This is a genomic window from Mesorhizobium sp. CNPSo 4671 (genome assembly GCF_057784245.1).
The window spans coordinates 25402-48953 of sequence record NZ_JBWLUW010000022.1 but is presented as its reverse complement, the minus strand read 5'-3'; the positions used below and the strand labels follow the sequence as shown (position 1 = coordinate 48953).

At 58.2% G+C, this 23552-nt stretch carries 13 protein-coding genes and 4 pseudogenes; 10 read left to right on the top strand and 7 right to left on the bottom strand.

The annotated features are described in order from the left end of the window. The first annotated feature begins 30 nt into the window (after positions 1-30). The 3 genes and pseudogenes from AC04SF_RS34225 to AC04SF_RS34215 all read left to right on the top strand — a co-directional run. Complete coding sequence (locus tag AC04SF_RS34225; protein WP_488481367.1) at positions 31-213, top strand: hypothetical protein; 183 nt, start codon at positions 31-33, stop codon at positions 211-213. 1 nt (position 214) lies between these two features. Beyond that, complete coding sequence (locus AC04SF_RS34220) at positions 215-1423, top strand: beta-ketoacyl-[acyl-carrier-protein] synthase family protein (protein ID WP_488481366.1); 1209 nt, start codon at positions 215-217, stop codon at positions 1421-1423. Between the two features lie 292 nt (positions 1424-1715). Further along, a pseudogene (locus tag AC04SF_RS34215) lies at positions 1716-1834 on the top strand (beta-ketoacyl-ACP reductase); the annotation flags it as partial. Positions 1835-1872: 38 nt separating this feature from the next. Here AC04SF_RS34215 and AC04SF_RS34210 read toward each other — a convergent pair. Next, the gene (locus tag AC04SF_RS34210) at positions 1873-2802 is read right to left on the bottom strand and encodes a LysR family transcriptional regulator (protein WP_488481365.1); all 930 of its coding nucleotides are present in this window, start codon (positions 2800-2802) and stop codon (positions 1873-1875) included. Between the two features lie 1715 nt (positions 2803-4517). Between AC04SF_RS34210 and nodS the strand changes: the two are divergent. From nodS to AC04SF_RS34195, 3 genes and pseudogenes are all read left to right on the top strand, one after another. Further along, a pseudogene (gene nodS, locus AC04SF_RS34205) lies at positions 4518-5108 on the top strand (nodulation methyltransferase NodS); the annotation flags it as partial. Next, positions 5088-6523, top strand: a pseudogene (locus AC04SF_RS34200) (carbamoyltransferase N-terminal domain-containing protein); the annotation flags it as partial. The pseudogenes nodS and AC04SF_RS34200, both read left to right, overlap by 21 nt. A gap of 90 nt (positions 6524-6613) precedes the next feature. Beyond that, positions 6614-8656 carry a carbamoyltransferase family protein gene (locus AC04SF_RS34195; protein WP_488481364.1) on the top strand — a complete coding sequence of 681 codons (2043 nt, stop codon included), beginning with the start codon at positions 6614-6616 and terminating at the stop codon, positions 8654-8656. 581 nt (positions 8657-9237) lie between these two features. Here the strand turns inward: AC04SF_RS34195 and AC04SF_RS34190 are convergent. From AC04SF_RS34190 to AC04SF_RS34180, 3 genes are all read right to left on the bottom strand, one after another. After that, positions 9238-9987, bottom strand: a complete 750-nt coding sequence (locus AC04SF_RS34190; protein WP_488481363.1) for a carbonic anhydrase — start codon at positions 9985-9987, stop codon at positions 9238-9240. 475 nt (positions 9988-10462) lie between these two features. Continuing rightward, on the bottom strand, positions 10463-11170 hold the full coding sequence (locus tag AC04SF_RS34185) for a phosphohexomutase domain-containing protein (protein WP_488481362.1): 708 nt from the start codon (positions 11168-11170) through the stop codon (positions 10463-10465). Positions 11171-11305: 135 nt separating this feature from the next. After that, on the bottom strand, positions 11306-12733 hold the full coding sequence (locus AC04SF_RS34180; RefSeq protein WP_488481361.1) for a mannose-1-phosphate guanylyltransferase/mannose-6-phosphate isomerase: 1428 nt from the start codon (positions 12731-12733) through the stop codon (positions 11306-11308). A gap of 680 nt (positions 12734-13413) precedes the next feature. Between AC04SF_RS34180 and AC04SF_RS34175 the strand changes: the two are divergent. Then, positions 13414-14082: pseudogene (locus AC04SF_RS34175) on the top strand (IS110 family transposase); the annotation flags it as partial. A gap of 244 nt (positions 14083-14326) precedes the next feature. On the opposite strand, the gene AC04SF_RS34170 reads toward AC04SF_RS34175, so the two are convergent. The 3 genes from AC04SF_RS34170 to AC04SF_RS34160 all read right to left on the bottom strand — a co-directional run bounded on the left by AC04SF_RS34170 (position 14327) and on the right by AC04SF_RS34160 (position 18974). Continuing rightward, on the bottom strand, positions 14327-15358 hold the full coding sequence (locus tag AC04SF_RS34170; protein WP_488481360.1) for a LacI family DNA-binding transcriptional regulator: 1032 nt from the start codon (positions 15356-15358) through the stop codon (positions 14327-14329). Positions 15359-15762: 404 nt separating this feature from the next. Continuing rightward, positions 15763-17124, bottom strand: coding sequence for a sigma-54-dependent transcriptional regulator (locus tag AC04SF_RS34165; protein ID WP_488481359.1), 1362 nt, complete (start codon positions 17122-17124; stop codon positions 15763-15765). After that, the gene (locus tag AC04SF_RS34160) at positions 17121-18974 is read right to left on the bottom strand and encodes an ATP-binding protein (protein WP_488481379.1); all 1854 of its coding nucleotides are present in this window, start codon (positions 18972-18974) and stop codon (positions 17121-17123) included. The genes AC04SF_RS34165 and AC04SF_RS34160 overlap by 4 nt, the downstream gene beginning before the upstream one ends. Before the next feature lie 250 nt (positions 18975-19224). On the opposite strand from AC04SF_RS34160, the gene AC04SF_RS34155 reads away from it, so the two are divergent. From AC04SF_RS34155 to AC04SF_RS34145, 3 genes are all read left to right on the top strand, one after another. After that, positions 19225-20655, top strand: a complete 1431-nt coding sequence (locus AC04SF_RS34155) for a dicarboxylate/amino acid:cation symporter (RefSeq protein WP_488481358.1) — start codon at positions 19225-19227, stop codon at positions 20653-20655. A gap of 536 nt (positions 20656-21191) precedes the next feature. Further along, the gene (locus AC04SF_RS34150) at positions 21192-22289 is read left to right on the top strand and encodes a pyridoxal phosphate-dependent aminotransferase (protein WP_488481357.1); all 1098 of its coding nucleotides are present in this window, start codon (positions 21192-21194) and stop codon (positions 22287-22289) included. Positions 22290-22422: 133 nt separating this feature from the next. After that, positions 22423-23448 (top strand): LLM class flavin-dependent oxidoreductase, encoded by a 1026-nt coding sequence (locus AC04SF_RS34145; RefSeq protein ID WP_488481356.1) that lies wholly within the window; start codon positions 22423-22425, stop codon positions 23446-23448. Positions 23449-23552: the final 104 nt, after the last annotated feature.

The window sequence follows — 23552 nt, the reverse complement described above, 5'->3', positions numbered from 1 at the left end:
CAAGAGGCGTTATCAAAGCAAGGAGATAGAATGGCTGATCAATTCACAACGGGAGTCACTGCCACTATCATGAACCGCGTCGAATCCGAGCGCGGCGCGGCAACGACTGCGTCCCTATCCGGGGAAATAACGACTGCCAAGCAACGGTCGAACCTGACCAGTATCGGCGACGTGTTGGAACCCTTCTGCGGCTTGCTCGCCAAGGAGGCCTGATATGGACAGGCGAGTCGTTATTACTGGAATGGGCGGGCTTTGCGGGCTAGGCAACAACGCCGCCTCCATCTGGAAAGAGATGCGCGAAGGCCGCTCCGCCATCGGTCCAATGGCCACTCCCGAGCTTCGTGGACTGAAGGGCACTGTCGGCACCGAGATCAAGGTCCTGCCCGAGCATGACATTGCGCGCAAGCAGCTGGTCACCATGGACCGCTTAAGTTTGCTCGCTGTGCTTGCAGCGCGCGAAGCCATGCACCACGCTGGGCTTTCCTGCGGCGAGGGAAATCCTTATCGCTTCGGTGCGACCGTGGGCGTCTGCGGCTGGGGCTGGGCAACGGTCGAAGAAACCTACCGAGCGCTCCTTTTGGGCGGCGCGAAGCGTGCTGGCATCTACTCTGCACCAAAGGGGTTGCCGCGCTCCGCTGCCAGCCAGGTCAGTATTAGCCTCGGTCTGCGCGGGCCAGTGTTTGGCGTCGCTTCCGCTTGCGCTTCAGCCAACCATGCGATCGCTTCGGCGGCGGATCAGATTAGGCTGGGCCGGGCTGACGTGATGCTTGCCGGAGGCGCCGAAGCGCCACTCGCATGGCTTATGTTGAAGGCATGGGAAACGATGCGCGCGCTCGCTCCGGATACTTGCCGGCCCTTTTCCGCCGACCGGAAGGGAGTGGTGCTAGGCGAGGGCGCGGGCATAGCCGTACTAGAAAGCTATGAACATGCCGCGGCGCGCGGTGCCACGATGCTTGCCGAGATCGCGGGCATCGGCCTTTCCAGCGATGCCTTCGACGTTGAAGCGCCGTCTATCGATGGGCCGGAGGCCGCGATGCACGCTTGCCTCGCCGACGGCGGGCTGAATGCCGAGGACGTGGACTACCTAAACGCCCATGGCACCGGCACCAAGACCAATGATCAGGCCGAGACGGCGGCAATCAAGCGCGTCTTCGCACACCATGCCTATTCGATGTCTGTATCGTCCACCAAGTCCATGCACGCGCATTGCCTCGGCGCAGCAAGCGCGCTCGAAATGATTGCCTGCGTGATGGCGATCCAGGAGGGGGTCGTGCCACCGACCGCCAATTATCGCGAGCCAGACCCCGATTGTGATCTCGACGTCACGCCCAACGTGCCGCGAGAACGCACGGTGCGCGTGGCGCTCAGCAATGCTTTCGCGATGGGCGGCATGAACGCAGTTCTGGCATTCAGGAAGGTTTAGGCATGCGAGGTGCTTCGTAACGTTATTTCTTTTCCGGAATGAGTTACCGGTTGGCGATTATGAAAGAAGCGCCTTTGGACCAACTGGATGAATGCGCCAAGCGGCAGCGGAAGCTCGATGAGCCGGGGTTCCGTTCTTGAAAAATTTCAACTGCTGAAGCGGCACGTCTACCGCTACCCGGAAGCTCAAGTTAGGCGCTTCGGGTAAGGCTCGAGGGTCTGCCCCAAAGCCTCATCCGACAATGTCAGAAAGGCGCAGCGCCGCCGGCGATTCCGTGCGAAGCTGGTCCTTGCCGTTTCCGGCGAACCTCTGAACCGCGACAAGGTCAAAGCCGCTCGGCGCAAAATTGCGGAAGCCGATCTCGAAGGCGTCGACATATTGGTCAACAATGCCTGCATCACGAAAGACGGGCGCCTCCTGGCCTAGGCCGCTCGCCGCAAACGCGCTAGTCAAATGGCAGGGTCCGGCGCTGGCGCTAGGTGAGATGCCTCCTCCAACAAAGTCTTCCGCATCCAGATGCTCGCTGGGTCGCCATTGTGAAGCGCAGGCCACTGCATCGTCAGAGTCAACGGGGGCAAAGAGAACGGAAGTCTGACGACCCGCAGCGGTAGCGTTTTTGCGAAATGCTCAACCAGCCTCAACGGCATGGTCCCAAGGCGACTGGTGCCCGGTAGCATAGGAGCGATCATGCTGAACCCCTGCACGACCACCTCGGCACGCCTCTTGAGGCCATGCTCAATCAAAAACCACTCGTCAACGGATGCTCTGAGCGAGCGTCCGAATTTGGCCACGACGTGGCCCATTGACATGTATTTCTCGAATGTGAGCTTCCTCGTCAGTTCCTTGTTTGTCCAACAGCTGACACAGACGAATGAATCGTCGAAAAGCTTCGCTTTGGGATGTGCGTCTGACATGTACAAGTCCGGAAGGACCAGAAAATCGGCCTCACCGCGCCGGAAAAGTTCTTCCGGGTTGTCAGTCAGAGGCAGGAACTCGAAGCTGACGAAAGGGGCTTCTCGCGCAACACGCTCAACAACTTTCTGGAAGAAAATGATCGTCGTGTAATCAGAAACTATAATCCTGAACCGGCGGTCGGATTTCTTGGGATCAAATTCTTCCCAAGAAATAATCGAGAGCTGAATATGTAGCAGCGCCTCGCGAACCGGGGAGGAGAGCGCCTCGGCTCGCGGTGTCGGGATGAGTTCGCGGCCTCTCATTGTAAACAGCTCATCGCCAAAATAGCCGCGCAGCCGGGCAACAGCCGCGCTCATGGCTGGTTGGCTAAGGTTGATGCTGCGAGCCGCCGCCGTGAGGTTGCGTTCAGCCATCAGCGCATCGAGCGCGACGAGGAGGTTCAGATCTAGTCCCTTAAACCGCATTTCTCTTTCCAATCTGGCGTATGGATGCATTATATCCGAACAATAGGTTTTGCAAATGTCACGAGACGCTGCATTTGAAAAGTGCCTCAGCTGTGAATCAAATCGGAGCGGCAAAAGGAAGCAGGCGGTAGCCCGGGCGGTATGGGCTCGACCACGATCGGGGCGTCGGGAAACGGCAATGGAAGGAGGTGATTGCAGGCGCCACTCTTGGGTAGGAGCAGTCGAGCATTAACCTCGCAAGATCCTTTTGTAGAGACCTGGGGACCGATAAGAGCCTTCAATGCAAACCGGTCGAATCTGGGCGGTGCGACACCTGAGCTGCGTAGCGATTGGTTATGGCTCGCGGCTCATGTGGGCCTGCGATCGTGTCCCAGGAAGTCTTTGATCGCCTTGGTCGATGGGCTCCGTTCTCTCGTCTCGTCGGTGCACCGGGTCGCCCGACGAGAGCGGGGCCGCCGACGCGAGCGCGGACTATCGCCTGCCGACAATGCCTGGCTCCGCAGGGTCATGGTTCAGCCGGCCTGGCGGGTGCTTGTCTTCCCAGAAGGAAACCGCGTTGGTCAGTCTATCGGGAGTGCTCCGCCGACGCACGAATCCGCACGTGAATGGCGATTATCGGCGCGCCGCACTCGGGACGTGTTCCCGCGCCGGCCGGCTTGGGGCACTACTGGCTCGGCGAGGTGCCTCTGCTCGTCACCGAAATCGATACGCAACCCTGATGAACGGTGCCACATGGACGGCAGACTGAACTGTGCGCCACCGTGAAGTACCGCGACCAGCAGAAGCATCGCGCGCGAACGAGTAGATTTGATCGAGAACATTGAAACGGACGGACCTATACCCGAAATGAATGTTTGCTATCCAAACAATGGATTTTACCAATCCGGGGGGATGCTGCATTAGAAACCTGAAATGAAAGGTGGGGATCGGGAACGACGGCAACTTTTGAGAGAGCCCCATCAACGCAAAAGTCCCCTCGTACGAGCTTCTCTCGGTCCAATTGCCTGGCATCGCGATAGCCGACGATAGCGCCTGATGCCCGCCAAATCACGCCGCGACGATCGCGGATGGGCACTCTCGAAAATCATCAGAAAAGGAGTCTTTGTATGCGTTCAAGTGCGGTGGAAGCTGTGCTGGGAAGACGAGTTGCAACTGCAAATGTCGAACTCGCCGAGTTCTTTCGAAGGACCTACGGACGTACTGGGACCTCTAATATCGATCCCTCGAAGGCAGCCGAAACTAGACCGGAGCTAGACCTGGGTTCGTTGCGATCGCGTATGACTCAAGTGTTCCGGGATATATGTCCTTGCGGCGCCGTTTGCACGACGAGTGCCCTCCCAGCGAAATGAAGCCGGGCAGTGATACCGGCTTGCGAAGTCACTCCCGCATTGCATGACCGCGGTTTTGTAATGCGCTTGCTTCTCGGACAGACAACGAACCAAAATCTCATGGACCGTCTTGGCGCAGTCAGCACTGTCAGCGTCTCGTGTTATGCGCTGCTTTGGACCGCAGGTAAAAGAATGCAAGCCGCCTATGCGTGCCGGCAAGCGTTTTCCGGTCTCGGACGACGTAGCCAGTTCCGGTTTTTGGCCGGGGGCGTGGACGGCATGATTGTCGCGAATGCGGTGCAGAATCGTATCCGCCATCTTGCACGGCATTGGTCAGCCCTGGCGACTTCTGGCGAGCGTTGGTTGCGTTATCGAGGCAGATGAATCTTGGGTCTGGATAATAGTCGTCGATTGTTAGATCGGGAATTGGCCGCAGACGATCCGTGGTTGCTCGATGCCAGCCCGTTCGAGCGGGAGCGTCACACCCAAATGCTCCGGCTGTCGCTTTCCCAGGGATCCATCACAAATGCACTTGAAGTCGGGTGTGCTGCAGGTGCATTCACCGAACGGCTAGCGCCCCATTGCCAATGGCTCTCAGTAATCGATCTCGTGCCGCGAGCGATTGATCGAGCGCGCCGTCGGATGAAGGAGCTCACCCACATCACCTGGTCAGTCTCCGATGTTCGACAGTTCTCGACTGAGGAACCGTTCGATCTGATCGTCGTGGCGGAGGTCCTGTACTACCTCAATGGTATAGCCGAGATGCGCGCAGCTATCCGCAACCTTGTGCGGATGCTTGCTCCAGGGGGGCACCTGGTATTCGGATCGGCGCGTGATGCCACTTGTCGGCGCTGGGGTCACGCCGCTGGTGCCGAGACTGTCATGGCTATGCTCAACGAGATGTTGATCGCTGTCGATCATCTGCACTGCCAAGGCGACGCCCCCCACCAAGACTGCTTGCTAGCCCGTTTTCGGAGTGAGGAGAAGCGGGACAATAACCGACGGTATCAAGCCATCGATGATCTGGAGTCCATTGTCTCCGCCTTGGCGGAGCACGGGCTGGATGCGCGGGCCGGTGATCAGTTCTTTATCGACGGCTGGGACGGGCATGTGGAGTCGCAGTTCCATGTCCTTAGCGGGGCGGCTCCGATCACTCTCAGAGGGGGCCCCTACGTCGAACGGAATGCCGATGGCCTCCTCACTTCGATCGATGGCCGGCTTTTCTCTTATAGAAGCTACCCGCATGTTACCGGCCATGTGACCTCGGCATACTGCACCAGCCCATTCGCCAAAACCGGAGAGCCCGCATTCTGCTTGGTCTGGGACGGGTGCATCTTTCCACGCCTCTATTATGTAGAACGCCACGGCGCCCGGCTCCTGGATTGCCTGTTCCCGGTGATAGGCCATGTTTATGCAGCAGCGGGCCATCACTTCGTGCCCTATAAGCGGTCGGGTCCCCGTGACTGGGACCTCGGTGTTGCCGGCAAGCTGATGGCCTACATCGCACTCGGGGCGGTCGCCGAAGACATCGGGGCGGTGTTTCAGGAACTTTTTCAGGAGAGATTTGCGGGCGACACAGAGCTGGCCAGCCGTTACCGCGCGGATATCAACGCCGCTGAGCCCTCGCTTGCGTCCGTGAATGACTTCTTCGAAGCCAGTGCCCTCCGATTGAGGGACCAGGCCTGCGAAGATGTGCTCGCATCGTTTCATCTTTTTCTCGAGCGTCTTCTTGTCAGCGAAATGGTGACCGCTATCGAGCGGCACGCACATTTTTCGGGGGCGCGAAGCTTGTGTATCGCCGGCGGCTGCGGTCTCAATATTAAAGGGAACAGTGCCTCACGTCAGACGGGGCTCTTCGATGCGGTCTGGGTGCCCCCATTTCCGAATGACGGCGGCTCGGCAATCGATACCGCTTGCAGCGCAACGGTTGCGCAAGAGCGCTTCGTACCTCTGGAATGTTCGGTCTACAGCGGGCCGGCTCTGCCAGATAGCCAACTTCCTTCTGGATGGAATTCCGCACCTTGCGGTATGCGAGAACTCGCTTCCATTCTCGCCAGCAACAAACCCGTCATTTTCCTCACTGGGCGAGCCGATCTCGGACCGCGCGCACTTGGTGGCAGAAGCATTCTCGCGGCTGCGACCTCGCCGGAGATGACGGACCATCTAAGCAACATCAAACTTCGCGAACACTTCCGCCCCGTGGCACCGATCTGCCTTGAGGATCGCGCCCCTGAAATATTCAGCCCAGGAACGCCGGATCCTTACATGTTGTTCGACCACCAGACACCGGAGGAATGGCGGACAAAGTGCCCGCTGTCGCGCATCTCGAAGGGTCTGCGCGATTGCAGACTATTTCCAGAACCTCTGAACACAAAGTGGCCGAGCTACTCATCGCGGCAACCAGCGAAAATGCAGCATGTGTACTTGGAAATGGTCTTGAGCCAGATCAATGAGGTCCCTTTTTATGATGAATGGAGAGTGATATGCTGTGTCTAGGGTTGAGTGGCGGACTTGAGAGAGTCCACGAAAGCCGACTCGAACTTCCGAATACATTTATGCATGACGGCGCCGCGGTTCTAGTCCGGGACGGAGAGGTAATAGCCGCTATAGAAGAAGAACGCCTCAATCGGATTAAACACTCCAACAAATTGCCCAGCAATTCGATTCAATACTGTCTCTCAGTCGCCGGCGTTCAGCTCAGCGAAATCGATCGTATCGGGTACTACTCTACCGAGGCCTATTGCAACTCTGTGCTCGAACACCTGGTCGTTTCCCAGCCGGACATCTCCATGCCGTTGGATGCTACACTGTTGCTGCAGAGGTTACTGGCGCAGGAGTTCGATTTCGAGGTCGATGCTTCGCGTATCTCATTCGTGAATCACCATGAGGCGCACGCTGTGAGCGCTTTTGCAATGTCCGGCTTCGAACAAAGCCTGATCCTTTCGATTGATGGCGGTGGTGATTTTCTCTCCGGGCTCTTGGCTCTGGGGGACGGAACCGACGTTACGCAAATCGAGACATTCCCGGACAATAACTCGCTCGGGCTATTTTATCTCGAGACGATCCGGTATCTCGGCTATGGCTTATTCGACGAATACAAGGTCATGGGGCTCGCCCCCTACGGGGATCCCGTTCCCTATCGCAAACTCTTCGAGCAGTTCTACGAGCTCTCCGCCAACGGGGGTTACCGTGTCCACCTCGACCGTATCGGGCCGACGTTGCTCCGCAACATCCAGGTTAGGCGAAAGGGAATGCCGTTTACCCAGCAGCATCGGGATATAAGTGCATCATTGCAGGAAGCGCTGGAGCGGATCGTTTTTCATATTCTCCGGCACCATCGTGAGACGAGCGGTATGAAGCGGCTGTGCTTGGCCGGAGGGGTAGCGCACAACTGCACCGTGAACGGTAAACTGCTGTATTCAGGGCTCTTCGAAGACATCTTCGTTCAACCGGCATCGCATGACGCTGGCTGCGCATTGGGCGCCGCATTAATGATATCTAACGAAGTCGGCCACCCTGCGCCACGTAAGCGATTACAGGAAGTGTATTGGGGCCCCGATCTCGGGGGCGACCGCGCGGTGGAGCAGGAACTTACGGCATGGGCCGGTCACCTCGATATTGAACGTACTGATGACGTGGCAAACAGTGCAGCGGACTGGATAGTCAATGGCGCCGTGATCGGATGGGTGCAGGGTCGCTCGGAGTTCGGCCCACGTGCGCTCGGTAACCGCAGCATCCTTGCTGACCCGCGACCGGCCGCGAATAAGGACCGGATCAACGCAATGGTCAAGAAGCGGGAAGGCTATCGACCCTTCGCGCCATCGGTGCTCGAGGAGAATGCGCGCGAATTTTTCGACCTGCCGGATGGTACAAGCGAATTTCCGTTCATGAATTTCGTCGTTCGGGTGCGTGACTCAAAACGTGACTTGCTCGGTGCCATCACGCACATCGACGGTACAGCTCGGCTGCAGACAGTGTCGCGCAACACCAATCCGGCCTACTGGGATGTTATTAATGCATTCAAGAAGCGGACCGACATCCCAATCCTGCTCAACACGTCCTTTAATAACAATGCAGAGCCGATCGTGGACTCGGTTGCAGACGCAATAACCACGTTTCTAACGACAGAGCTGGACGGACTTGTGGTCGGGTCGTTCCTCGTCAAAAAGCGGGCTGCAACGCTGCAGGATTGGACTGCGCTCGCGGTTTCATTGCCACCTTATGTATCGCTGCACCAAACCCGCGCATTCACAGCCCCAGATCGCCAAGAGACGGTCTGCGAAATCCGTGCAAATCATTCCAGCCGTGACGGTGTTCGTATTTCACATGACGTGTTCGATCTGCTGATGCGTATCGAAGGCGAAGCGGTGCTCGCAGATCTTCTCGACATGATTGCGCACGATGTGGTCAGGCATGAAGCACTCCTCCAAGAATTGCGGGAATTATGGGAGAAGCGTCTTGTTCGGCTCCATCCCCCACACGTTGCTCGCGGGGATCAAGCGAGGACGCCTGAAGCGGCTTCTTGAGCGAGGAGGACGGGCGAACCATCCCATGTTTATGACGCCCGCAGCCAACCGAAAGCTGCTCGCCTGAAGGAAGCTGTTGGGATGAGAGGGCGGCACGGCGTGTAAGCCATGGTCGTTGCCGTATCTCCTCGCAGATACGACGCTGGTGCTGAATGCGGTCCCTCTCCGCCGGCACTGCCTTTTCAAATCAAGCTCGCTGCCCCCTTACTCGGCAGCGGGCTTTTTCTCTGTTAAGGATTCGACCAGCCTTGGGTTCGATACCGGCTCCCGAGATTACTGACGCACTTGTTATCAGGCGGTTTCCGAGCGATATCAGGATCCTCAGGTTGGCTTGCCGACGGAAATAATAGGGTGTGCAGACCTGCCTCCTGAAGTCCTCGGTCTGAAGATTTTATGGAATGCTTTGGTGCCGATGACACGCCGCTGGCGCATTAACGAAACCGACCTGCATTGCGGCTATCTCGGCCGCAATGGTCCGCCCCTTTCATCTTCATCGGGAGCGTCAACAAAGGCGGTCCCCTTTCGCGGTCTGCGGCCACCTCCGCTGCGGCCAACGTTCTTTACTGCCACATTGTATGGCCTCAGTTGAAGTCTAGGATGAAGCGCCGGCTAGGTGAACGGATAGGCCGCGCGTTCTGGGGGTAGAGGGAGGCAAATCGCGCAATATCTCCAGCATCGACCTCCACCGGTTCTTTTGCCAACATCCATTCGACGTTCTCGGTGCAGGGCGGCGTGGTCAATGATCCCTCATAAGTCCAGTAGTTGAGCGAGGCCGGGAGAAGCCCACTGGGATCGATATCGAGGGCCATTGCCGCGCCAGGCTGCGGGGGGAAGGCCGCTGCCAGCCCTGCAAAGCTGGCATTTGTCGCGCCCGGTATCAGAAAAACGCCCAGGGCGCCAAAGCTATCGCTCTTTGTGTCCTTGTGCACGAAATGCGCTTCCATCGGGAAATTCATGCCAGCTAGGCGATGCTCGCTTGGCGCATGAAAATGGAATTGGATCAATTCGAAAGTGCGATTCCCACGGGTCAGCGTGCTGCCTTGCGGCATATTGATTTGAATGGTGTGGCCGTTATTCACCATCTTGCCACGGCCTTTGTGCCAATCCACGGTGATACGCGGTATGTCGGCCTTGACGGCGTCGGTGATATCAATGGGTGATTGTTGCGTGCCCGCCGAACAGACGGAATTTTCCCTGTCCATATCAGCCCAGTGCTCGGGCGCCACCTGGCCAGTGTATCCCCAATGGGCCTCATCCGCACGCGCGGCAGCGGCACAGATGAGGCAGGCGCCCTGTGCAACGAACCCTTTGATCAGGTGACGACGATGCATATTGCTTTCCCTTCCTTACGCGGACTGATGCTCTTCCAATTGAAAGAAAGTGCAGTTCGACGACAGACACATTCGATCTAGCGAGGTTGATCAAAGCCCCGACACTGGGCCCCAGCTGCCGAAGCTTCGCCCTCTAGCTTTCGAACGATGGGACGACCCTAACGAGCAGCCGCAATCAGCCTTTCGGCGAATCGTATCAGGCGAGCTTGCCTAGGCGCGCTCGACCGTGGCTTCAAATCAACCAGACGGAATTTGCCCCATTCAAAAAATTCCAAAAATCAATTGTTTCGATACAACTCATCCACGGAATGAATTGTAGGTCGGTTGAGCGATTGAAGACGATCCTTTCGGTCACCGAGTACAGAAGTGATGGCCTGGGCAATTCGAAGGCAGCGGGCGATGACGAACGGCGATCCGATCTTCGTGCGCATGACGGAACTTGCGATGCCGGAACTTTCGATCGATGAACTGGACGTCAGCGGCGTGACGATTGTGCGCAGGCCCAGGAACTCGGCACAGAGCAGGCGAGCACGTCGCCACGAACCACAGTGCCGTCAGCGTCCGCCACCAGCGGTCGGTCGGCGTCGCCATCGGTAGAGACAATCGCGTCAACCTTGTTGCGCACCGCAAACTCGAGCAGCAGGGCCAGATCCTCCGGACGATGTGCTTCCGTATCCATCGGAATGAATTCGCTGGACCGGCCGAAGGAAACAGCTTTCGCGCCGAGCGCCTCCAGGATGTCGCGTAACAGGTCACGCGCCACGGAGCTATGCTCGTAGAGGCCGACGGTAAGGCTTGACAGGCTGTCACTGTTGAAAAAGTCGAGATAGCGCCACCTGTATCCGTCCAGCGCCTCGGCGGCTTTGGAGGTGACCGGCGGATTGCTCCCCGCGATTCTCGGCCCGCCGGCCTCGGCAAGAGCACCGATCCTGGCAGCGATGCCGGTCTCGTCGTCCTTATTGATTTCCGCGCCGGCGACATCGAACTTCAAGCCGTTGCGGTCGTCTGAGAGATAGCTGCCGGTGACCATGATTGCCGACGCCGAAGCAGCGATTGTGGCCAGCGCCAGCGCCGGTGTCGGCAGCGCACCGCACTCGACCGGGTGCCAGCCGGCCTGGCGGGCGGTCTCCAGGCAGTCGGTGGCAATGCCGGGGCTGGATGACCGCAGATCGCGCCCGTGCATAGAGGGCCCTAGGGCCTGCCAGCCCGGCGTCGTCTACATAGGCGAGAAACGCCTTTGTCCAGTCGCGCGCGGGTTGACCGGCGAGCCCGGTGACGAAGCCGCGCAGGCCACTGTTGCCGAATTTAAGGCTGGACATCAGACCCGCGCGTAGATGTCTTCGATGCGCACGATGTCGTCCTCGCCGGTGTAAGATCCGACCTGCACCTCGATGATCTTCAGATCGATCTTCCCCGGATTGCGCATGCGGTGCACACAACCGATCGGCAGGTAGGCCGCTTCGTTCTCGTGATATAACTTGACAACACCGTCGATGGAAACTTCGGCAGTGCCGTGCACCACCACCCAGTGCTCTGCGCGGTGATGGTGCCGCTGCAGCGACAGCGTACCGCCCGGCTTCACGCAGATATGTTTGACTTGGAAGCGAGCGCCGATGTCAATGCGCTGATACCAGCCCCAGGGGCGATGGATGCGCAGGTGTTCTGTCGCGGCCGCATGTCCCAGCCTGACTAGGCCGGCGACGAGATCCTTGACCATGGCCGCCTTGTTCCTCGACACAACGAGCACGGCGTCGGACGTGGTCACAACGACGACGTTGTCCAGACCAATGACAGTGGTCAGCGCGCCTTCGGAGCGCACCAGGCTGCCGGTTGTGTCCATGGCAACAACCGGACCTTCCAGCAGATTATCATTTTCATCGCGCGTCGCGATATCGTAGAGCGCATCCCAGGCGCCGACCTCCGACCATCCGAACGCAGCGCGCACCACGCCTACGTTGCGCGTGCGCTCGATCACGGCATAGTTTATGGAGTTCGTCGGCGCCTTGCGGAACGCTTCGGGGTCGAGGCGCAGGAAGTCGAGATCAACCACCGCCTTCTCCACGGCCTCTCTGGCGGCAGCCAGGATTTCCGGCGTGTTCGCCTCGAGTTCTTGCAGCATCACTGCCGGCGCAAAGAGGAAGTTGCCGCTGTTCCAGAGCATGCCTTCGGAAACGTATTTGGCAGCGGTCTCGGCGTTAGGTTTCTCCACGAAACGGTCGACCGCAAAGGCGTTTTCTTCCTTCAGCCGCTCACCAACGGCGATATAACCATAGGCGGTAGCCGGCGCGGTTGGTGCGATGCCGAGCGTCATGATGCGGCCGCTCAAAGCGGCGCGGGCTGCCAGTACGCAGTCGGCCGTAAAACTGCCTTCGTCTGAAATCACATGGTCTGATGCCAGGATGAGGCAGACCGCGTCCTCACCGATGCTTTCGGTCAGCAATGCGCCAACTGCCACAGCAGCGGCGGAATCGCGCCGTTCCGGTTCGAGCACTATCTGCCCTTCAATCCCTATCGCCTGCATCTGTTCGGCGACGATGAAGCGGAAGTCATTGCCGCTGATGACGATCGGCCGCGCGAATTCCGGTCCCGAAACCCGCTTCACGGTTGCCTGAAAGGTTGACAGTCCGTCTTGCATCAGGGCGACGAACTGCTTCGGCATCTTCTCGCGCGAGATCGGCCACAGGCGCGTGCCTGCCCCACCCGCCATGATGACCGGGACAATCTTGCCGTCGTTATTGGACTGCATCGTGAAAAACGCTCCGAGCGGCCGAAGGAAACATTCCTCCAGCCTAGTATGTGGCTGCAGTCGAACTGTGGAGCCTTCTCCTTCGCTCCCACGACGATAGGTCTGGCCTAATCATGGAACCACGACGAGAGACAGACTGCTCTTCAATTGGCTCTGCGACAACCTAACCATCGACGTTGTTCGATATCCTCCTGCGACATTGGCGCGATCTCATCAGCAAGCGTCCGTCGAACAAAAAGAACATCGTTGTGCTCGAGGTTGCCAGTCTGAGGATTGCGGTGACAAATCGCGCGGCGGCCGTTTAACGGTTTCCAAGGACCAGAATCGGGCAGCCCGCCACCGCGATCGTGAACGGTATCCGCGAGGGCAGGCTCAATTTGGCAATGCCCAGGGGATGGCCCGTTTCATCACGCGAGCCAGACCAAACGGTAGTGAAGGCGCTGGCCGGAAGCAGGCATGGCATTCTCCTAACTGCTTGCGTCGCTGTATAATTCAATCATCTTCCCCGTCAAGCTCCGAAGGCGCAATCCGGCTCGCCGGCGGTCTCATGGACGCACAAAGCGGGGATTTATCGTAAGACTGTCTGTCCGCTTCTGCTGATGAGGTGGCTCGCCCTACACTGCTCGTCCCAGGGGTGCTCGGGCGGGGCCGAGCCGATTCTCACCACAGGTGGATGAGCCGTGGCGGAGTATAGAGAATTTGTCGGAATCGATGTTGCGGAGCTGAAGAACGCTATTTCGATTGCGGAGGCAGGCCGGAAGGAGAGGTTCGGTTCTTCGGTGAGGTCGACGCGTCAGCGACCAGCATGCGGCGGGTCATAGGCCGGATCGCCAGCCGCTTTGATTACGTGCATACCGCTTCGAGGCTGGTCCGACTGGGTACGGCCTTTATCGCCTGATCCGGTCCCTCGGGCATGAGTGCGCCGTGGTTGCAGCGTCATTGATCCCGAGGAAGCCCAGCGATCGGGTGAAGACGAGCCGCCGAGACGCCATTTCCCTTGCCCGGCTACTGCGCGCCGGCGAGCTGACCGCGGTGCGGGCTCCGGATGAAGGACATGAGTCATACGGGATCTTGTTCGCTCGCGGGAGGCCGCGGTCGAGGCGCTGCGGGTCCATCGCCAGCAGGCGAGCGCATTCCTGCACAAGCACGGCCATAGCTATCCGCGAAGGAAGCGCTGAACTATGCGCTATCTACGCTGGCTTCAGGAACAGCGGTTCGATCATCCCGCGCATCAGATCGCACTCCAGGAGATCGTCGAGGCGGTGCGCGTCTCGAAAGAACGGGGCGACCGGCTGGAGCGTGTGATCGAAGAGTTCGTCTGGGCAGTCGCAAGGGAGGCGCGTCACCTAATCGCTCGCCGCGACGGCGCACATGTCGCGCATGGGCGGAGGCGGGACCACGGCAGGGGAATGCCCGTTAGACTAGACGCTTTGTGGTCGGCGAACGCCGCGCCCGCAGTAAGATAGGAACAGCCCCGGACGCACAATCGGGAATGCGGTAGCCAACCCGCGCATCCGAGCTTGATCACCGACGTCCTTCAGTTCCGCCTCCACCCATGCGCGACCGAACCGCTCGGAGAAAGCGAATCTCGCCTCAAATATTTTCCGGCAGATAGATCTCGAACGGCAAGAATGTCTGCCATGGCGCCCCTGCGGTGCCTGTCTCGATTGCCTTGGCCATCAGCGTTACCAACTCCTGGCAAAGTTGGCGCAAGGGTGTGGCAACCGCCATGGTAATGACGTCGTCCGCGAGAGCTGCCCGCGACTCCGGCGTGATCTCATTGACGATCGCAAGGAGATTCCGACCTTCGCCCTCTTCCCGGAGCGCAGCGATGGCGCCCTCCGTGCCTCCGCCGGCGACATACAAACCGACAAGTTCGGGTTCGCGTCTTAAAACATCGAGCGTAGCGTCGTAGGTGGTTTGCCGCGTGTCGAGATTCACGCGCGTGTCTAACACCTCGAACGTTGGCGCCTTCTCACGGAAGTATGAGCGAAAGCCGATTTCTCGCAATTCGGGTCCGTGAAAACGATGGCTGACGACTAACACCGCCACCTTGCCGGGCCTTTTTGCAACCTTGGAAAACATCCAGGCTGCTGTCCGCCCAACCTTGCGGTTGTTGAGGCCCAGATAGCCCTCGCGCACGCCAGCTGCAAAATCAGAAAGCAGCGAAAAAACCGGGGTTCCGTTCGATTTGAGTTCTTCGACAGCTGCCGTGACGGTTGGATGATCCGGCGCCATCATCGCGATCGCGTGACAGCGTGCACCCATGTCCTCGAGCAGCGCGACCAGGTCGCCAGGCCTATGCGACGGCGCAAATTCAACGAATGGAATGCCCCGGAAGGACTGTGCCGCGCTGACAGCAGCTTTAATCTCGCGCGCGAAATCCTGATAGAAATGTTCGGCTGGCATTCTGAGAATAAAACCTAGCCGGTACTCTGGCAAAATTCGCTGCGTGCGTTGCTGCATCAGTCCAGCTGCGTTGTAGCCGATGGCGCGGGCCGCCTCGCAGACCCGCCGTGCAGTCTCTTCCTTCACCAGTCGGCGACCGTTCAATACCCGGTCGACCGTCGCTACGCTAACCCCTGCTTCGCGGGCGAGATCTGCAATTGTGGGCCGCTTAGTCATGATTCGAATCCAACAGGAAGTGATGGGGAACATAGAGGACGGGTCACAGAATTTGACAGAATTAGTCAGCCCGGTTTGATGTCGCCAATGTCGCAGCCGATTCTTGGTGAACTCGGCGGTAACGGCGCGTACCCGTTGGCACTTCGACGCAGCTCTGTGGCACGCATTGACCGAAAGAACAGATATGCAGCACGAGGTCTCTCAGGCCTCTGAGCCAGAAAGGACTGATCCCAAACGGCACGATCATCAGGCGCCCCTTTGACGACCCGATCCGCATACCGCAGGGCGCGCCACTGATGTACCCGAAAAGGGGAAGTGTATTCTTGGGCGCAAGCAGCTTTCATTTTCCCGGTGCCAAGAAGCCTATAGCACCCCTTCCGCGTCGAGCGAGATCAAGGGGATTTCTAACAATCGCTGCTGCTTCGATACACGCCCGGGGTTATTCCATAACGTTTCAGCTTGTCGTAGAAGGTTTTGCGGGGCACCTGCAGAAACTCGGTTGTCTTCCTCACGTCGCCATCGCATTCCCGCAATGCGTTGCGGATCACGGTCGCCTCGTAAAGGCTAACCTTTTCGGAAAGAGAGAGACTTAGTTCGGCTTCTCTTTTTCCGGGAAGCGAATTCGACGCGCCTTCAAGTCCCAACGCAACCCGATCGGCGAAATGCGCAAGTTCGCGAACATTGCCGGGCCAGTCGTGACCCATGAGATGATTACGCACGGCCGCGGTTATCTCCCACACTGGCTTGCCGAAGCGTTTGCAAGCGCGTTCCAAGAAATGCGCAAAGAGGATCGGGATGTCCTCGCGGCGCTCGCGAAGCGGCGGGATATGGACCGTGACGACGTTTAGGCGGAAATATAGATCTTCCCTGAAGTCACCGCGAGCGTTCGGGTCGCCCAGATCGACCTTCGTCGCAGCCACGACACGAACATTGATGCTGCGGGTTTCGTTGGTACCGAGTGGCGTGACCTGCCGGGTCTCCAGTACCCTTAGGAGTTTAATCTGGAGTGCAGGCGGCATGGACTCGATTTCGTCGAGGAATAGGGTGCCGCCATTCGCGTATTCGAGACGACCGATCCTGCGCCTATGCGCGCCGGTAAACGCGCCTGCTTCGTGGCCGAAAAGTTCGCTTTCGATAACACTTTCGGGCAGCGCCCCGCAGTTCAAGGCCACGAACGGCTTCGTGCTTCGTCCGCTCCAGCGGTGAAGCAGGTCCGCGACCACCTCCTTACCCGCGCCGGTTTCACCCTCGACAAGGACATCCACATCCGTATCGGCGATCTGGCGGAGCGTTTCGCGCAGCCATGTCATACTCGGTGCGTTGCCTAACAGGGGCATATCACCCGCGGATCGGACGACCGCATCTCTAAGGCGCCTGTTTTCCAAGACCAGGTGCCGGTTTTCGGAAGCGCGATTCAGCGTCACCAAAAGCCGGTCAGTCTCATATGGCTTAGCGATGAAATCGTAAGCGCCGTCCTTGATGGCGGCAACGGCGAGTTCGACGTCGCCGTGCCCAGTGATAAGGACAACAGGGATGTTGGGATCGATTGCCTTCAGCCGCTCAAAGAGCTGAAGGCCGTTCATTCTAGGCATGCGGATGTCGCTGACGACGGTACCATTGAAGTTCTCGTCGATTTTGGCGAGTGCGGCCTCGGCCGAGTTGAGGACGATAGGGCTAAAGCCGGCAAGTTCCAGCATCTGCGCGGCAGCGGGCAGCAGATCCTCGTCGTCGTCAACGAAGATGACGTTCCCTTTTTCGTCACTCATTCAGCACGCCTCAGTTCGATGGTGAAGGAAGTCCCCTTTTTGTGGCTGGCATCGAGTCGCAGCGAGCCGCCGAACTCCCGGGCGATCTCAGCTGAAATAACCAGGCCAAGACCCAGCCCCTTTTCCTTGCTTGTGGTAAATGGCATGAAGAGGCTCTTGCGAATTTCAGGGGCGAGGCCGGTTCCGTTGTCTCGAACCGATAGGGCGACCGTTTCTCTGTTCTGGGCAAGCGCTATCTCAATCCGCGGCTCCGGCAGGCCCTTCAGGGCATCGAGCGAATTCTGCAGAAGATTGACCAGGATTTGCTCCAGCCGAACGCAACTTGCCATCACCATCGGAGACGGATTTGTCCGCTTCCGTTCGATCGTCACGCTAGATTCTCGGATTCGGCCCGAAAGCAGCGAAAGCGCCCCGTCGATCGCTTCTTCCGCCGATACTGGCCCCACAGCACCTGTTGCGCGGCGGGAGAACGACCGCAGCGTTTCGGTGATCGCCCCGATGCGTCCCGTTATAGCAATGATCGATTTCAAATTCCCCGCGGTTTCTTGCGGCTTCTCGCCTTGGAGAAGACGTGTAGCATTTTCGGCATAGGTGCGAATTGCTGTCACCGGCTGGTTAATCTCGTGGGCAACTCCGGCTGCGATCTGTCCAAGAATTGAGAGGCGGTTCGCCTGAGAGAGTTCATCACGTAACCGGCGCACTCTTGCCTCGGCATTCTCCCGCTCGGCTATCTGAGCTGCGAGCGTTTCGTTCGAACGGCGGAGCTCTGCGGTACGCAAGTTGACGCGATGTTCCAGTTCCGCGTTGATGCTCGCAAGCGCGTCCTGCCGTTGCCGGATCGCCTGCCGCCGTCGAACCATAACGGAAACAGCAAATGCCACGAGCATGAGGGCAAGCAGTGTTGTCGTGCGGGCTGTCATCATCGCCGCGGAAATCTCTGTATCGGCAGGAATGAGCAGTGACAGCCGCCAACCAGGGACCACTTTGCCGAGATCCTGAGAAACCGCGACAAAGCCTGCCGCCTTGTCCGCGGTACTTGCGGTAACCAGTGTGCCGCCGCGGTGCGAAAGCGGGACGGGCTCGAACATCGCGCCAGGCAGTTGCAGATGATCGCGGGCGATTTCCGCCTCTTTCTTGGACAGCGGGGATAGAGCGCTAAAACGCCATTGAGGCACGCCGGTTGAAAGGACGACGCCGTGCTCATCGCTCGTGAAGACCACGAAACCGCTCTCGCGCCAGCTCGACTCCACACGGTCCAGCTCGACCTTCACCACGACGACACCGAGTGGTCCCTCAGGTCCATCGATTCGGCTCGACAAGAAGAGGCCGGGGCGCTTGCTGACGGTACCAAGTGCGTATTGCGTGGCCATGCCGCTCGCCATCGCTTCAACGAAATAGTGACGGAAACGCAAGTCCCGGCCGACAAAACTGGTAGGCTCGCCGGCGTTGCTCGCAGCAACCGTCGTTCCCTCACTGTTGATGACGTAAATGACTGAAGAGGCGGCGTCGCGCGCGACGGCGCGCAGCTTGTCATCCAGCGCAGCTTCCCCACCGGCGCTCGGACTGCGAAGCATCTCCTGAACCGCACCGTCACGAGCCAGGATCCGCGGAATCAGTCGTTGTTTTTCGACGTCTCCTTTCAAAGTGTCGGCTGCAAGTGGGCGCGCCGCAAGAGCGCGGTCGCGTAGGTCCGCCTCAGCTTTGGTGCCGGCAATCCGGCCGGCTGCAAAAACAAAAAACCCAAGGCCCGGACCAAGAACTGCAAACAAAGCCGCAAGCCAGAGAAATCGGCCGGCACTCAATCTGCCAAGGAAGTTGAACGGGGCCTTTTGCAAGCCACCCTCGCTGATGCAGTCGTCTTCTACCGAGTGCTCCAGAGTAGTGCCGGATTTCGCCAGATGAAACCAAAAAGTGCGGAAATCCACACACTTACATGGCGCGACCCGCCCGAAAAGAACCGAAACCGCGCCATCCGCTCGGCCTGTCGGTTTGGCATGGCTCTTGCGGAAAACACCGCAGCAGCGTTCGACCGGAGCGCAGCGATCAAGAAACCCCGGGGAGGAGAGGCAGTGCCAACTTCCGGGTCTGGGAGAGAGATCAATGTCGAACCCACAGAACGCTAGCGCGAACGTCGCGCCTCGCAAGCCCTTCTATGCACGGCTGTACGTGCAGGTGATTGCCGCCATCGCCATGGGCGTCGCGCTCGGCCATTTCTACCCCGAAGCCGGCGAAAACATGAAGCCGCTTGGTGACGCCTTCATCAAGCTCGTCAAGATGATCATCGCACCGGTGATCTTTTTGACCGTCGCGACCGGCATCGCCGGCATGCATGACCTTCAAAAGGTCGGCCGGGTAGCCGGCAGGGCGATGGTCTATTTTCTCACCTTCTCGACGCTGGCACTGATCGTCGGCCTCATCGTGTCCAATGTCGTCCAACCGGGCGCCGGCCTCAACATCGATCCGGCCTCGCTCGACGTTCAGGCCATCAATCCCTATGCCGCGAAGGCCCATGAGCAGTCCGTGACGGGCTTTCTGATGAATATCATTCCGACCACGATTGTGGCCGCGTTCGCTGACGGCGACATCCTGCAGGTCCTTTTCTTCTCGGTGCTGTTTGGCATTGCCCTTGCGATGGTCGGAGAGATGGGAAAGCCGATCAGTTCCTTCCTCCAGGCACTCACCGTGCCCGTCTTCGCGCTCGTTGGCATTCTGATGAAGGCGGCCCCGATCGGCGCGTTCGGTGCCATGGCCTTCACAATCGGGAAGTACGGCATCGCCTCCGTCGTCAATCTCGCGATGCTGGTCGGGACGTTCTACATCACGGCCTTTCTCTTCGTGTTTATAGTTCTGGGCGCTGTGAGCCGTTACAACGGCTTCTCGATCCTTTCTCTTATCCGATACATCAAGGAAGAGCTGCTCTTGGTCCTTGGGACGTCCTCCTCGGAGGCCGCGCTGCCTGCTCTCATGGAGAAAATGGAGAAGGCTGGCGCCAATCGTTCAGTCGTAGGGCTCGTCATCCCGACCGGATATTCCTTCAACCTGGACGGCACCAACATCTATATGACGCTTGCGGCCCTCTTTATCGCCCAGGCGACGAATACCGATCTCTCGATCAGCGATCAGATCCTGTTGCTGCTCGTTGCGATGCTTTCCTCCAAGGGCGCTGCGGGGGTCACAGGCGCCGGCTTCGTCACGCTGGCCGCCACTCTTTCTGTGGTGCCGTCCGTTCCGGTGGCTGGCATGGCATTGATCCTCGGTATCGACCGGTTCATGTCCGAGTGCCGGGCCCTCACCAACGTCATCGGCAACGCCGTGGCAACGCTCGTGGTCGCCCGTTGGGAAGGCGAATTGGATGAGGCGCGGTTGGAAGCTGCCTTTGCAGGGCATCATCTTGCCGAGACCCTGGCCGATCAACCGCCCGTCTCACCGCCACTGAGTGATGCCGCATCGTTGCGACTCGTCCATCCGCCTAGTCGGTCGCAAGCACAGCGAGGTCGACCCGCAGACACCAAGCGAGGACTCGCGGATTGAGCAATCCAAAGCGCTGAAAGCAGCACCACCGCGCTGAGCCAACAACGAGCATCAATACGCGCCGCGTTTTCGGTTGGAGCGCTGCTCACCGGTACGGTCTCGACCAGAGGGATTCAAACGAGTTGACCCTGGCAAATCCAGCACAAGGATCGGGAGGTCCTGGTCGGCTGTTGACGCGCTCCCTAGCGATATCGTGGCGCCTCGTTAGCCGTGAGCGAAAAACAGTCTGGCGCAGATCAACCGGTTCGCAACCCACCAATACATCGGCCCAAGAAAGACGAGGCACGCGTGACCGAAGCACTGCCTCGAGAAGAGAGGGTATTCTATGCGCCGCCTGAAACAGGCCGCGCGGGCCGATAAAATTTACCTACAGCAATAATAACAATAATTCGCCTGAGTCAGAAAGTGTAACCCCATTTTTTGAAATGACTTTAGATGAAATGATACTGGAATCTGCACGTTAAGTGCAGCGAAATCGGCGGGGATAAACCTTAGCAAGCAGAGGGTATAATTTCGCCCTCAAAAAAGGAGAGGATATGTTGGAACCAAAACTGGAAAGCGTGCTTTCGTCGTTTTCGCAGGTGGCAAGGGAACTAGAGCCTTTACCGTCCAGTCGCCCTTCGCTGAACGATAGCTACGTCAGGCTAAATGCGAATGAGAATCCATTTCCGTTACCGGAAGTCGTAATGCAAAGTGGAATTGCCGCCCTTGAACGGCAGTATCTGTATCCAGAACTCGACAACATCAGCTTGAGGGAAGCCGCGGCCGACACCTATGGCCTCACCAAGGATCAAGTGATTGTCGGAAACGGATCCTCCGAACTTTTGGGACTCATCTACAAGGCCTTCCTTGCCCCTGGCGACAGCGTGGCAATGCTATCGCCCGGCTTTTGGTTCAACCGCAAACTCGCCATGTTGCAGGAGGCTCAATTTATTGAAATCGAGTGCGGTCGATCTAATACCCTGCCAGTAGAGGAATTGCTCTCTGGTCCAGCAAAAGGCGCCAAGTTCTTTCTTCTAGCCAATCCGAACAATCCAACTGGAACATTCGTTCCGGTGGCCGAGATCGAACGCCTCGCGTTGCAATCGGATCATCTGATCGTTTTGGATGAGGCCTATGTCGACTTCGCACCGGATAATGGCCTGCGCCTTATCGATAATTATCCCAATATTCTGCTCCTACGGACATTTTCCAAAAGCTATGCCGCCGCCGGTATTCGTATCGGTTTTGGATTTGGTCATCCTGAAATCATTGGAAGATTGCGCAACATCCAAAATGCTTTCAACATGAACGTGATCGGCCATGCGGTTGGCATCAGCATCCTTGCGCATCGCGCCGCCTATGAAGAGAACCACCGGCAAATCAAGCAGGAGCGGGAGCGCGTGTCCTTCGCGCTCTCGCAACTGGGTTTTTCCGTGACCCCCTCCCATGCAAATTTCTTGCTGGCCCGCGTGCCGACAGGACAAGACGGTAGATGGTGGCAGCAATCGTTAGAGCGGCGCAAAGTACTTGTCACCGTTCCTTTCGAAGAATTTCTGCAAGATTGCATAAGAGTAAGCATAGGCACACGGCAGCATATGGACCTATTTTTAGATCAGATCGCAAGTATTTTGATAAGACGGTCGGATGTATAATAAGCCAATGAGGCTTATGTAAGTCATAATTACATCGCGGAAACCTTTATATCTAAAAGTACTTGGTTCACCTGATGCTTAGACCTTGGTCCGGAGCGAGGATTTTCCGCGTCAAAATCCTGGAGACAATAAAGTGAAAAACGTTCTTTCGAAGCCGACCTTCGGAATATTCGATCACTTGGATGACGACGGTCGCGACATCGGCCCACAATATGCCGATCGCCTGAAGCTGGCGGAGGCGTGCGATCACCTCGGCTTTTATGGTTATCATCTCGCAGAGCACCACTGCACCCCACATGGGAGAGGTTCGTCGCCAAATCTCTTCTTATCGAGCGTCGCACAGCGCACCCGCCAGCTGCGTATAGGCCCGCTGGTCATGCTCCTCACCTTGTACCATCCGCTTCGTGCGTTCGAAGAGATCTGCATGCTCGACCAACTGAGTGGTGGCAGGTTGGAGCTCGGTCTAGGCCGAGGCTCTCTCCCGGCCGAACTGAATTATTTTGGGATTGGCACGGACACAGTGCCGGGCCGTTATTCGGAGGCCTGCGAAATCCTAATCGCGGCCATGAAAGGCGGGAAGTTATCGTATCGAGGCCGTCACTTTGAGCTCAATAAGGTTCCCTTGACGCTTAGCCCCCATCAGCGCCCGCATCCGCCGACATGGGTCGCCACCAATCGACCCGAATCTGCAAGTTGGGCCGCCGCGAACGGCGCAAATCTCGCATGCGTAGGACATAGCTCCTCCGTCCGCAAAGTAACTGATGCCTTCCGCGCCAGCCGGAAGGAGACTATGGACAAAGGTAATCCCGTGCCGTTTCTTGGATTGCTGCGCATGGTCGTGATTGGTCGTTCTGATGCGCATGCCTATTCGATCGCGGCACCTGCTTATGAAACATGGCTCAAGAGCTTCAAGTTTCTTTACGTCCTCAATGGCATCCCCACCCCACCAAACCTACCGCTGACCTTCGAAGCGGCGATTGAAAGTGAGCTATGCGTAGCGGGAACGGCAGCTTTCGTGCGGGACGCCCTTCTTGGTCAATTGGAAATGGCTGGCGCCAACTATCTTCTTTGCCAGCTCGCGTTTGGGGACTTACCTCTGGAAGCGTCCCTATACACTGCAGTGACGATTCATTCCGACATCATGGCCCGATTTGCCTGAGCGTAAATCCGTGGCGTAGGGCGCTTCCAAGGAGTCGCCCTACGCCAGGGACAAGTCCTCTGGCAGACATAGCCCGGCAGCGCATGGTCCACAGGCGGGGATTC